This window comes from Desulfovibrio fairfieldensis (genome assembly GCF_001553605.1).
Lineage (GTDB): Bacteria > Desulfobacterota > Desulfovibrionia > Desulfovibrionales > Desulfovibrionaceae > Desulfovibrio > Desulfovibrio fairfieldensis.
On the sequence record NZ_CP014229.1, the window covers coordinates 149,012 to 160,000 of the forward strand.

The following is a 10,989-nucleotide window of genomic DNA, read 5'->3' on the forward strand; positions in this document are numbered from 1 at the left end:
ATGAACGGAGCCGCGGCGAAAATTCTGGTGGTGGACGACGAGGCCATTGCCCGCGCCAATCTTGCCCGCGTTCTGGCCCATGACGGGCACGAGACGGCCCAGGCCGGGGGCGGGAGCATTGCGCTGGAGATGCTGCAGCACGGGGAATACGATCTGGTCCTCACGGACCTGATCATGCCGGACATGGGCGGGCTGGAACTGCTGGAGCGTGTCCGCGCGCGCTTTCCCGGCACTGAAGTGATCGTGGTCACCGGCTATCCCATGGTGGAAACCGCCGTGGAGGCCATGCGCAAGGGCGCGTACCATTATCTGGCCAAGCCCTACCAACTGGACGAGGCGCGCCTGCTCGTGGCCAGGGCGCTGGAAAAACGCCGTCTGTATCTGGAAGTGGCCCGGATGCGCTCCCTGCTGGAAACGCGCGAAGGGCCGCTGCTGCTGGGCGATGCTCCGGTCATGCGCGAGCTCAAGCGGACCATCGCCCGGGTGGCCCCCTCGGACGCCTCGGTACTCATCCTGGGCGACACGGGCACGGGCAAGGAGCTGGCCGCCCGTTCCATTCACGCCCTGAGCCGCCGGGCCGGGGGACGTTTTCTGGCCGTGAATTGCGGGGCCTTGCAGGAAGAACTGCTGGAAAGCGAGCTCTTCGGCCACGAGCAGGGGGCCTTTTCCGGGGCGGTGCGCCGTAAACCGGGGCTTTTCGAGGCGGCCTGCGGCGGCACGCTCTTTCTGGACGAACTGGGGGAAATGTCGCCCGCCATGCAGGTCAAGCTGTTGCGCGCCCTGCAGGAACGCGTCATCCGCCGGGTGGGCGGCACGCGGGACATTGAGGTGGACGTGCGCGTACTGGCCGCCACCAACCGCAATCTGCGGCTGGAAGTGTCCAGGGGAAATTTCCGCGAGGATCTTTACTATCGGCTGGCGGTGATCACCCTGCGCATGCCCGCCCTGGCGGAACGGCGGGAGGACATCCCCCTGCTGGCGCATTTTTTTCTGGAGACGGGCGCGCGGCGCGCGGGCCTGCCCGTACCGGAGCTTTCGCCCCAGGCCCTGCGCGTTCTGGAAGGCTATCTCTTTCCCGGCAATGTGCGGGAGCTGTGCAATCTCATGGAGCGGGCGGCGGTGCTCAGCGACGGGCAGCGGATCACCCCGGCGCATCTGCCGGAGGAACTCGGCGGGGAATTGCTGCCCGCTGCCGGAGCCGGGCCGGAAGCGGGAGAACGGCCGGAAAGCCTGGAGGAAAACGAAAAGCGGCATATCCTCCGGGTTCTGGACTATGCGGACGGCAACCGGACCAGAGCCGCGCGGATTCTCGGCATCAACCGGGTTTCGCTCTGGCGCAAGCTCAGCCGTTACGGACTGTAGCCTCCGGGAAGGGAGGCGCGGGAAAGGCCGTGGCGGGGATCAGGCGGCTTCGGCCCCGGCCTCGCGGCGTTCGCGGCGGCGCACCAGGAAAAAGACCAGAAAGGAACCGGCCAGCTTGGACAGGCTCATGATGCCGATGGACCAGGGGGTCGCCAAGCCGAGGAACAGCAGAAAGACCAGGCTGTCCAAGGGCGCGCCCAGCAGGCTTGAAATCAGGATGCGCTGGGAAAAGGGCTTGTGCGTGAAGGTGAACAGGGCCCAGTCGCCCAGTTCGCCCACGGCGAAGGCCACCGCGCTGGCCACGGCCAGTTGGGGCGTGGCCATATACCAGCTCACCACGCAGCCCGCCAGCATGGCCCAGAGAATATGGTGCCCCACGCGGCGCTGGGCGAAATCGCGCACTACAAAGACAAAACCCACGATCAGCGACGCCGGCGGCCAGAGGTCGCCGTTGGGCAGCTGAACGAGCGGGGTCACGGCAAAAGCGTAATTAACGCCCACAATCAGAGCTATGTAGGTAAACAGCGAGAACATGGTGCGCAGACTATGCGGAGCGCCGCGCGCCGTCAAGAGCGAGCGGCGCGTCATATGGACAAGGGACGGGGCAAGGAATACACTTAATGAGTGCGGAAAACAGGGGCGTTACGTTGCCGCTGAGGGGAACGCGGCCTTTCCGGACCGGAATTCACCCCGTCCGGCAGCGGGTTTTGGTCGTTGCTGCGGCATGATCCGCGGGGCTGTCTTCCGTATCCGACGCTGTCGCAGCTCTTTCCGCGAGACATGGCCGCCGGGATCGCCGCAGGGCATCATAAAGAGGGCGTCGTCTTGGAAAGATTCAGCGCATGGTTGAGGGCACACGGTTGGACGCTGCTTGTTCTGCTGTTTCTGCCGCTTGCGGGCATGGCCCTTTTCCCTTTCGCGCATTCCTTGCTCAGTTCCGGCAAAACGCCGCCGGTCGCCATGAACGACGACGCCCAGCTCATTTTGTTTGTGACGGGGGGCTGCGGGCTGCTGCTGATGGGCTTTCTGCTCCTGGCGCACAGCCGGAACCGGAACGCCAGGCTCCGCCAGGAAAGCATGGAACGGAGCCTGGAATACCAAAAGCTGATCACTGAGGCCACCAAGGGCCTGTACGAAAGCATCTATGAGGTGGACGTCACCCGCGACAGGGCGGACAGCGAGGAAACCCGTCATTATTTCGAGCGGCTGGGCATTGCCGGCGACACGCCCTTCGAGGAGGCCCTGCGGCATATCGCGGCCCGGCAGATCCGGGAAGAGGACCGCCGTGGCTATCTGGCCACCTTTTCTCCGGACAGGGTTCTGCGGACCTACCGCGAGGGCGTGCGCAGCCTGCGCTATGAATTCATGATCTCCGAGGACGGCAAGAATTATTACTGGCTGCGCATCATAGCGCGCATCTTTGTTCTGCCCTTCGACCAGTCCGTGCGGATGATCGTCTACCGGCAGAATATCGACGAGGAAAAGCATCACTGGAAGGCATACCAGTATCAGCAGATACTTATGGAGGCCGCCAAGGGTCTGTATGAAAATATCTATGAGATGGATATGACCCACAATTGCGCCGCCAACGAGGAAACCCGCGCCTATTTCGAAAGCCTGGGATTGCCGGGCGATGCCCCCTACGACCGCTTTTTGCATCATGTGGCTGAAAAGCAGATCAAGGCCGAGCACCGGCAGCGGTATCTGGACGCCTTCTTGTCGGACAATGTGCTTGCGGCCCACGCCAACGGCACGGATCGCCAGGTCTGCGAAGTCATGCTTTCCACTGATGACGGCGAGGCGTATTACTGGCTGCGCATCACGGCCCGCATTTTTTTCTGGGATGAAGACAAATCCGTACGGATTTTTTCTTTCCGCCAGAACATCGACGAGGAAAAAAGGCGGGAAAGCAGGCTCTCCGCCCAGGCCCGGCTGGACCCGCTGACCGGCCTGTACAACAAGGCGGCCACGGAACAGCACATCAGCGAGATTCTGGCCGCATGCAAGACCGAGGACCGCCGCTTCGCCTTTTTTATGCTGGATATTGACGACTTCAAACGGGTCAATGACGATTTCGGACACGCCGTGGGCGATATGGTCATCCGCGAATTTGCCCTGGAATTGAAGCGGCAGTTCAGAGACACGGATATCGCGGGCCGTATCGGCGGCGACGAGTTTGCGGCCTTTCTGCCGGTGCCCGGCAGGGCCTGGGTGGAGCGGAAGGCATCTAAGCTGGGCGCGGCCCTGCGCAAGAGCTTTATGTCGGAGACCTACGCCTTCGGTATTACCGCCAGTATCGGCATCGCCCTGGCGCCGAGGGACGGCAAGGACTTCGCCACATTGTACAGAAACGCCGATGCCGCTTTGTACCAGGCCAAGAAGCGGGGCAAGGACGGCTTCAGCGTTCACGCCGGGGCCTGAACCGCCCCTTGCCGCGCGCTCCCGGCCTTGACCCCGGCCGTGGGATATGGGAGATGAAGCGCGTATGGAAGGCGTGCCGGGCTTGTCCGCGCCCGTCTTCCTGCCGTGCCGGTCATATGCCGGGCGGCGTCTTTCTCAGAGCAAAGTAATTTTCAAAATTACTTTGCTCCGGCGGCTGCGAAAGCGGACGCCCGCGCCTGAAACCAAGGCGGGACCGCGTTCCCGCCGCAGGCTGAGGGCAGCGTCAACTTTGAGAATGTCAATTCTCAAAGTCAATCTGCTCTGGTCTGTTTTCGCGCCGCTTCGCGTCGGCGCGGTCACGATATCTAACGGCGGCCCCGCACAGCCCGCGATCCGCCGGGGAGAAGATAATGACGGATCATACCTATCGTTGCGGCTGGGTGGCGCTCATGGGCCCGCCCAATGCCGGAAAATCCACGCTGTTGAACGCCCTGCTGGGCCAGAAAGTGACCATTGTCACGCCCAAACCCCAGACCACGCGCAATCAGATCGTAGGCATTCTCACTGACGAGGAGGCCCAGGTCATCTTTATGGATACGCCGGGCCTGACCCAGGTGCGCGGCCGTTTGAGCAAAACCATGATCCAGGCGGTCTGGCAGAGCCTCGGTCAGGCGGACGTGATCATGCCCATTCTGGATTCCCATCTTTACATCCGGCACCCGGAATTTCTGGACCGGGATCTGGCCCCGGTGGCCGAAGCCCTGGCCAGCGACGAGCGGCCCATGATCGTGGTGGTCAACAAGGTGGACCTGTTCAGCGACAAAAGCCGGATGCTGCCCCTGCTGACCCGCCTGAACGAAATGTGGCCCAGGGCCGACATCTTTCCGACCTCGGCCTTGCGTCGGGACGGCCTGCCGGAGCTCAAAGCCCTGATCCGCTCCAAACTGCCCGAAGGGCCCGCGCAGTTCCCCGAGGACCAGATTTCCACCGCTTCCCTGCGTTTCATGGCCGCCGAGATCATCCGCGAAAAGCTCTTTCTGCATCTGCGCCAGGAAGTGCCCTATGCCGTGGCCGTGGACGTGGAAAGTTGGGAAGAGGACGAGGAGCGCGGCCAGACCGTGATCCACGCCGTGATTTACGTGGCCCGGCCCATGCACAAGGCCATGGTCATCGGGCGGGCGGGCGCTTCCATCAAACAGATCGGCAGCGAGGCCCGCAAGGACATCCAGGAGCTGGTGGGCGGCAAGGTGCATCTGGAACTCTGGGTCAAGGTGCGCGAGCATTGGACGGAAGATCCGGCCTTTCTGCGCGACCTGGGCCTTATGGCGGAGTAGCGGGCATGAGTGCCGAAGACGTATTGCGCGAGCGTTATGCGCGTGTTCTGGAGCGGCTGGACGCGGCCTGCGCGGCCGCGGGCCGCGGGCGGGAGGACGTGGCCCTGATCGCGGTGTCCAAGCTGCATCCGGCCGCTGACGTGGCCGCCGTGGCCCGCGCCGGGCAGGTGGATTTCGGCGAGAATTACGTGCAGGAGGCCCTGCAGAAGCGCGAGGAACTGGCGGGCGAGCCCGCCTGCCGGAACGTGCGCTGGCATATGATCGGGCACGTCCAGAGCCGCAAGGCCGCCCAGGTGGCCGGGGCCTTCGCCCTGATCCATACCTTGGATTCACGCAAGCTGGCTGACGGCCTGGAACGGCGTCTGGCCGTCCTGGAAGCGCGCCAGCCGGTGCTCATGGAAGTCAACGTGGCCGCCGAGCCGCAGAAATCCGGCATCATGGCTGAAGATCTGCCTGTTCTGGCCGATTATATAGTGGAGAACTGCCCGCATCTGGAACTGCGCGGCCTGATGTGCCTGCCGCCGGTCTTCGACGCGGGCGAAGCGGCACGGCCGCACTTCGCGCGTCTGCGCGTCCTGTGTGAGGAGTTGCGCGTGCGACTGGGCCTGCCCCTGCCCGAGCTTTCCATGGGCATGAGCGGGGATTTTGAGGCGGCGGTGGCCGAAGGTGCCACCCTGGTGCGCATCGGCACGGATATTTTCGGGCCGCGCCCGCCCAGAACATAAATGTTTGGCATAAAGCCTGCATGATTCAGACCGGCCCGGTCTTGAGCCGTCAGGCCGGTTTCAACCCGTCCGGAGTAAGTATATATGGCAGCCAAGGACAGCGCCAGGGAAGCCCCGGCCCTGCCGGAAGGGCAGGCCGAAAAGCCCAAGAAGAAATCCAAAGCCAAGCGCCTCGTCATTCTTTTGGCGATTCTGCTGATGACGCTCAGCGGCGCGGGCCTTGGCGCGTACTGGTGGCTGTATCTGCGCACGCCCGGCAGCGGCGCGGCCCACGCGCCGGCTCCGGCCAAGACGGAAGCCCCCGCCCCTTCGGCGGCAGCGGGCGGCGCCTCGACACCGGTCCCGTCCGCGCCCGCGTCCGGAGCCCCGGTCTCCGGCTCAGCCGGAAACGCGGCCGACGCGCCGCGCATCGAGCGCCAGAGCGATCTGCCCCGCAGCGCGGGCCTGGTTCTGCCTCTGCCGCCCATCACGGTCAACTTGTCGGACCCCGGCGGGCGGCGTTATCTCAAGCTGGGCATGGAAGTGGAAGTCAATGCCGACGTGTCGGAAGCGCTCAAAGCCCAGAATGCGCGCATCCGCGATGCCGTCATCATGTTGTTGGCGGGCAAGAGTTTCACGGACATTGCCACGCCCGACGGCAAGGTGCTGCTCAAGGCCGAAGTGGCGGCGCGGCTCAATCAGATTCTGGGCGCGCAACGCGTGATCCGAGTCTATTTTACGGATTTTGTGGTGGAATAAGCCCGCGCCGGTGCTTGTTCCGCGAGCGTATTTTGCGCTTGGACGTCTCGCGTAACGGCGAAATGAATTTGCCTTGCGATACGTTCGCGGCGCGGATTTTTCGCGAGAATCCGCACAGAGCGTTTGGATATTTTCAATGTCAGAGCGCTCTAAGCCGCTCCGGCGGGGCCGCAAACGCGGACCCTCGCGACGGAGCTGATAACGAGGTACGTCATGTCGCAGGACGATCAGGAAGCCTTGGCCGCGCAGTGGGCGGCACAGCTTGAGGAAGAAGAAGCCGGCCAGCCCGGCGGGGATGCCGGAGCGCCGGAGGCTGAGGCCGGGGACGCCGGAGCCGCCGCCGGGGACCAGGAGCGTTCGCCCGTGGACGACGAGACTCTGGCCGCGCAGTGGGCCGAAGCCCTGGCCGAGGATGAGGAGGACAAAAGCGGTCCGTCCACTTTCGGCGGCGCGGGCGCGGGAGGCGGCGGCCAGACCACGGACGCCCACTTCAAGGATATGACCGAGATGTCCCGCCAGCCCAGGGACAACAAGCTCAAACGCGAACTGGATTTCATCCTGGACATCCCGCTGGACGTCTCGGCGGAGTTGGGCCGTACCCGCCTGCTGATCAATGAACTGCTCCAGTTGGGCCAGGGCTCGGTGGTGGAGTTGAACAAGCTGGCCGGTGAGCCGCTGGAAGTCTATGTCAACGGCAAACTGGTGGCGCGCGGCGAGGCCGTGGTCATCAACGAGAAATTCGGCGTGCGCCTCACCGACATCATCAGTCCCATTGAGCGGGTGAAGCAGCTTGGCTAGCCGGTACGTTTCAGTGGCGGCCGCCGCGACTGACCCCGGCCTTTCGGGCCAGGCGGTGCGCGGCGTGGTGGACGGTGCCGCGGCGGTTCCGCGGCCCATGGGCCTGGAGGACGCGGTCCGGGCAGCCGGTGAGCATGTGGCGCGCGGTCTGGAGCAGGCGGGCCGGATCATGGGCCAGGCCGTGGAGCGCGCGACGGATCATGCCGCGAATCAGGCCGTTGCGGGCGGCCACGTCTCCAGCCTCGGCCAGACCTCGTTCAGTTGGGGCGGCTATATGCAGGCCGTGGGCATTCTTTTTTTGCTGCTGGCCGTGCTCTGGCTGCTGGTCTGGCTGGTGCGGCGCTACGGGCGGTTCAATTTTCTGCCGCGTCCGGGAGCCCTGCCGCGCGGCGCGCTGGTCATGGAGGCCCAGATGCCGCTGGGACCGCGCAAAGGACTTATGGTGGTACGTTTCTTGAATAGAAGGTTGCTGCTGGGGGTTACTGACCAGCAGATCACCCTTCTGACGGAGGAAGACGCGCACCATGAGCCGCACGACGCAGATTTTCACGAGATCATGGAGGAAGCCCGGCGCGGCGGGCCTGCTGACGGCAAGCCTGCTGATCCTGCTGCCTGACCTGGCTTTCGCGGCGCAGGATCTCAGCCTGCCCGCCATGTCCCTCACGCTGTCCGGCGGCGCGCCGGAACCGACGAAAGTCTCGGTGCTGCTGGAAATCCTCTTCCTGCTCACCGTGCTTTCCGTGGCCCCGGCCATCATGCTCACGGTCACCAGCTTCACCCGCATCATCATCGTCTTCAGCTTTCTGCGCCAAGCCATGGGCGTGCAGCAGCTGCCGCCCACCCAGATCCTTGCCAGCCTCGCCATTTTTATGACGGTGGTCATCATGTTTCCGGTGGGCAAGCAGATCAACGATCAGGCCCTGCAACCCTATCTCAACGAACAGATCGACTACAAGGTGGCGCTGGACCGGGCCCAGGCCCCGTTGCGCACCTTCATGTTCAAGCACACCCGCGAGAAGGACCTCTCGGTCTTCTATGCCATCACCCAGATGGAACTTCCCAAGAACAAGGAAGAAGTGCCCACCATGCTGCTGGCCGCCGCCTATGTGATCAGCGAGCTCAAGACGGCCTTCACCATCGGCTTTCTGATCTACATTCCCTTTCTTGTGCTGGATATGGTCATTTCCAGCGTGCTGCTGGCCATGGGCATGATGATGTTGCCGCCCATGATGGTTTCCATGCCCTTCAAGCTCCTGCTCTTTGTGATGGTGGACGGCTGGAATCTGTTGGTGGGCTCGCTGGTCAACAGTTTTTTGCTTTAGAGTGTATTGTGCTTGAGATTTGCGCTTTACGGCGGGCAAAGCCCGCCTATGGAAATCTTGCGGTCCTTGTTTCACAAGGCCGGGCATTTTGACAGTACAGAGTAATTTCATTGTGAAAATGCTCTAACTTTCGCTCCCGAGGAGGGCAGCCAGATGTCTCCTGATTTCGTCATCGGTTTCGGCCGCCAGGCCATTGAACTCTGTCTGATGATGGCCCTGCCCATGCTGGGCGTGGGCCTGGGCGTGGGCGTGGTGGTCAGCGTGATCCAGGCGGCCACCCAGATTCAGGAAATGACCCTGACCTTCATCCCCAAAATCGTCTGCATGTTCATTGCCCTGCTGCTGGCTCTGCCCTGGCTCATGGAGCGGATGATCACCTTCACCCGCGACGTGTTCATCAACATCCCCACTTATGTGAGATAATTCGGGCGGGTGCGCGGCGGCGTCTATCCGGGCAGGCTTACGGACGCGTGTTCAGGATCTGTTGCAGCCGCTCCGCACTGATCCGCTCCACAGGCAAAATCGGCTGCGGATCGGCGTCATGGGGAGCGAGGTCTTTTGTATACCAGGCAACGTCGTGCCATGTGCCGCCTTTGAAACCGGCCTTGCGCTGGATTGTGAGCGTCTGGAAGCCCAGAGAGGCGTGCAGCCGCTCACTTTTGCGGTTGGGAAGCGTGACCAGGGCATATGCCGTTCTGACGCCCTGCAAAAGCAGAATGTCCAGCAGCATGCGGTACAGCCGTGCGCCGATGCCCCTCGAGGTCGAGGCGGGATCGAGATACACGGATAATTCCGCGTTCCACTGATACGCCTCGCGCTCGGCCTGTCGGTGGGCGTAAGCGTAGCCGAGCGTTTCGCCGTCTTCCTCACAGACCAGATACGGATACTCCGCTGAAATGGCGCCGATACGCGCGGCGAATTCGTTCTCCGAAGGCAGGGTGTACTCAAAGGTCACCGGAGTGTCGATATATTGCGCGTAAATGCGCAGCAGCGCCGCGCTGTCCCCAGGCCGGGCCAATCTGATATTCATCTTTCCTCCCCGTGCGTTGTGGTGTCCTCAGCCCGCATGGGTTATGTCGCCGTGGCAATGCAACATGCTCTAACAGTTGTTTTGTTATTGTACAATGCGCAAAGAGGGACGTATAAATAATGTTTAGATAAAGTTTAGAAAGAATATACATTTTATATTGACTAAAAAATAAAAGGAGGACTCTGTACAGTCCTCCTTTTTTCATGTTTATTAGGGGCGTCGTTCGTCCGGGAAAGAATACTTCCGGCTAATTTTATTTCAGCTCTATAGTTTTTTATCTTCCCGCCGAACTACACTACAGAGCCCCGAGAGCGTGCCGACGCGGCCAGGCCCAGCAGCACGGCTCCGGCCTGGGCCACGTTGAGGGAATCAAAAGGCCGGGCCAGCGGAATGCGCAGCATATGCGCGCAGCGTTTGGCCACGCCGGGCCGCAGGCCCTTGTCCTCATTGCCGAGCACCAGCACTGCGGGGAGGCGCATGCCGTCCGCAAAGGCGTCCAGGCTGTTGGGGCCGGGCGCGCCGCCCGCGCCGCCCGCGCCGTAAATGGTCAGGCCCGCTTCCTCGGCGCTGTCCAGGGCGTGGGCCAAGTTGGTCACCTGGGCCACGGGCAGATGCTCCAAAGCCCCGGCGGCGGCCCGCCGGGCGGCGGGGCCCAGGTAGGCGCTGTTGTGCCGGGGCAGCAGCAGGCCCGCTCCGCCCAAGGCGTAGAGCGTGCGGCAGAGCGTGCCCACATTGCCGGGATCCTGCACCTGGTCCAGGGCCAGCAGCAGGGGCAGGGGCGCGTCGGGCACGGCGGCCAGCAATTCTTCCAGTCCGCAGAAGCCGGTAACGGCCAGGCGGGCTACCACCCCCTGGTGGGCCACGGCGTCGCGCCCCTGGCGCGGGCCCCGGCAAAGGCGGTCCAGTGCCGCGCCGTCCACCAGGCTGAAGCGTACGCCGTTTTGACGGCAGAGGTTCTGCACCTCCCGCGCTTCAGGGCCGTGCAGGCCCTTTTTGCAGAAAACAAGATCAACGCGCTGGGGCTCGGAGGCGAGCAGTTCCAGCACGGGTTTCAGCCCCGGCAAGAGCGGGGCGTCGTCGGAGTGATCATTCATGGGCGTCTCCGGCTGGAGAATTTTGACGGCCGCTGACGGGCGGCCAGGGTTGGAAGGGACGCCGCAAGGCGCGGCGCGCATTCCGGCCTGTGTACGCATCTTCCCGGTTGAAGGCAAGCCGGGCGGTAAACGGGAGTGAATATATGGCACAACATACAACAAGTTTTCGCGCGCCGGGGGCGTTCTGGCTGCTGGTTGCGGCTT

General features: G+C 63.2%; 13 protein-coding genes (1 of these 13 running past the window's edge). 10 read left to right on the forward strand and 3 right to left on the reverse strand.

Translation table 11 applies throughout. The features are described 5' to 3' along the window. Positions 1-1,362: a sigma-54-dependent transcriptional regulator gene (locus tag AXF13_RS00605; protein ID WP_062251240.1), complete on the forward strand. Its 1,362-nt coding sequence runs from the start codon at positions 1-3 to the stop codon at positions 1,360-1,362. Between the two features lie 39 nt (positions 1,363-1,401). On the opposite strand, the gene AXF13_RS00610 is transcribed toward AXF13_RS00605, so the two are convergent. Continuing rightward, the gene (locus AXF13_RS00610) at positions 1,402-1,896 is read right to left on the reverse strand and encodes a VUT family protein (RefSeq protein WP_062251241.1); all 495 of its coding nucleotides are present in this window, start codon (positions 1,894-1,896) and stop codon (positions 1,402-1,404) included. Positions 1,897-2,187: 291 nt separating this feature from the next. On the opposite strand from AXF13_RS00610, the gene AXF13_RS00615 reads away from it, so the two are divergent. The 8 genes from AXF13_RS00615 (at position 2,188) to fliQ (ending at position 9,084) form a co-directional block, all read left to right on the forward strand. Beyond that, the gene (locus tag AXF13_RS00615) at positions 2,188-3,783 is read left to right on the forward strand and encodes a GGDEF domain-containing protein (RefSeq protein WP_062251242.1); all 1,596 of its coding nucleotides are present in this window, start codon (positions 2,188-2,190) and stop codon (positions 3,781-3,783) included. A gap of 371 nt (positions 3,784-4,154) precedes the next feature. Next, entirely contained in the window at positions 4,155-5,078 is a 924-nt protein-coding gene (gene era, locus AXF13_RS00620; RefSeq protein ID WP_008683585.1) for a GTPase Era, read from the forward strand. A gap of 5 nt (positions 5,079-5,083) precedes the next feature. After that, entirely contained in the window at positions 5,084-5,803 is a 720-nt protein-coding gene (locus AXF13_RS00625; protein WP_062251243.1) for a YggS family pyridoxal phosphate-dependent enzyme, read from the forward strand. Between the two features lie 84 nt (positions 5,804-5,887). Further along, the gene (locus AXF13_RS00630; protein ID WP_009303933.1) at positions 5,888-6,541 is read left to right on the forward strand and encodes a flagellar basal body-associated FliL family protein; all 654 of its coding nucleotides are present in this window, start codon (positions 5,888-5,890) and stop codon (positions 6,539-6,541) included. A gap of 213 nt (positions 6,542-6,754) precedes the next feature. Next, positions 6,755-7,339, forward strand: coding sequence for a flagellar motor switch protein FliN (gene fliN, locus AXF13_RS00635; protein WP_062251244.1), 585 nt, complete (start codon positions 6,755-6,757; stop codon positions 7,337-7,339). Next, on the forward strand, positions 7,332-7,955 hold the full coding sequence (gene fliO, locus AXF13_RS00640; protein ID WP_062251245.1) for a flagellar biosynthetic protein FliO: 624 nt from the start codon (positions 7,332-7,334) through the stop codon (positions 7,953-7,955). The genes fliN and fliO overlap by 8 nt, the downstream gene beginning before the upstream one ends. Then, on the forward strand, positions 7,864-8,661 hold the full coding sequence (gene fliP, locus AXF13_RS00645) for a flagellar type III secretion system pore protein FliP (protein ID WP_190276363.1): 798 nt from the start codon (positions 7,864-7,866) through the stop codon (positions 8,659-8,661). Before fliO ends, fliP begins: the two co-directional genes overlap by 92 nt. Before the next feature lie 153 nt (positions 8,662-8,814). Beyond that, on the forward strand, positions 8,815-9,084 hold the full coding sequence (fliQ, locus tag AXF13_RS00650) for a flagellar biosynthesis protein FliQ (RefSeq protein ID WP_008683600.1): 270 nt from the start codon (positions 8,815-8,817) through the stop codon (positions 9,082-9,084). Between the two features lie 37 nt (positions 9,085-9,121). On the opposite strand, the gene AXF13_RS00655 is transcribed toward fliQ, so the two are convergent. Together AXF13_RS00655 and AXF13_RS00660 are read right to left on the reverse strand one after the other, a co-directional pair. Beyond that, positions 9,122-9,691: a GNAT family N-acetyltransferase gene (locus AXF13_RS00655; protein ID WP_062251246.1), complete on the reverse strand. Its 570-nt coding sequence runs from the start codon at positions 9,689-9,691 to the stop codon at positions 9,122-9,124. Positions 9,692-9,981: 290 nt separating this feature from the next. Then, entirely contained in the window at positions 9,982-10,785 is an 804-nt protein-coding gene (locus AXF13_RS00660; RefSeq protein WP_062251247.1) for a TrmH family RNA methyltransferase, read from the reverse strand. Positions 10,786-10,928: 143 nt separating this feature from the next. Between AXF13_RS00660 and AXF13_RS00665 the strand changes: the two genes are divergently transcribed. Beyond that, positions 10,929-10,989: the 5' portion of a lytic transglycosylase domain-containing protein gene (locus AXF13_RS00665; protein WP_062251248.1), read on the forward strand. 1,601 nt of this gene lie beyond the right edge of the window; the window shows 61 of its 1,662 coding nt (coding positions 1-61); it begins with the start codon at positions 10,929-10,931; the stop codon falls past the right edge of the window.

Excerpts from the sequence above, each read along its gene's own strand:
- fliN (WP_062251244.1), top strand. The coding sequence starts at position 6,755 with ATGTCGCAGGACGATCAGGAAGCCTTGGCCGCGCAGTGGGCGGCACAG.
- era (WP_008683585.1), top strand. The coding sequence starts at position 4,155 with ATGACGGATCATACCTATCGTTGCGGCTGGGTGGCGCTCATGGGCCCG.
- fliQ (WP_008683600.1), top strand. The coding sequence starts at position 8,815 with ATGTCTCCTGATTTCGTCATCGGTTTCGGCCGCCAGGCCATTGAACTC.
- AXF13_RS00655 (WP_062251246.1), bottom strand. The coding sequence starts at position 9,691 with ATGAATATCAGATTGGCCCGGCCTGGGGACAGCGCGGCGCTGCTGCGC.
- AXF13_RS00660 (WP_062251247.1), bottom strand. The coding sequence starts at position 10,785 with ATGAATGATCACTCCGACGACGCCCCGCTCTTGCCGGGGCTGAAACCC.
- AXF13_RS00625 (WP_062251243.1), top strand. The coding sequence starts at position 5,084 with ATGAGTGCCGAAGACGTATTGCGCGAGCGTTATGCGCGTGTTCTGGAG.
- fliP (WP_190276363.1), top strand. The coding sequence starts at position 7,864 with ATGAGCCGCACGACGCAGATTTTCACGAGATCATGGAGGAAGCCCGGC.
- AXF13_RS00610 (WP_062251241.1), bottom strand. The coding sequence starts at position 1,896 with ATGTTCTCGCTGTTTACCTACATAGCTCTGATTGTGGGCGTTAATTAC.
- AXF13_RS00630 (WP_009303933.1), top strand. The coding sequence starts at position 5,888 with ATGGCAGCCAAGGACAGCGCCAGGGAAGCCCCGGCCCTGCCGGAAGGG.
- AXF13_RS00605 (WP_062251240.1), top strand. The coding sequence starts at position 1 with ATGAACGGAGCCGCGGCGAAAATTCTGGTGGTGGACGACGAGGCCATT.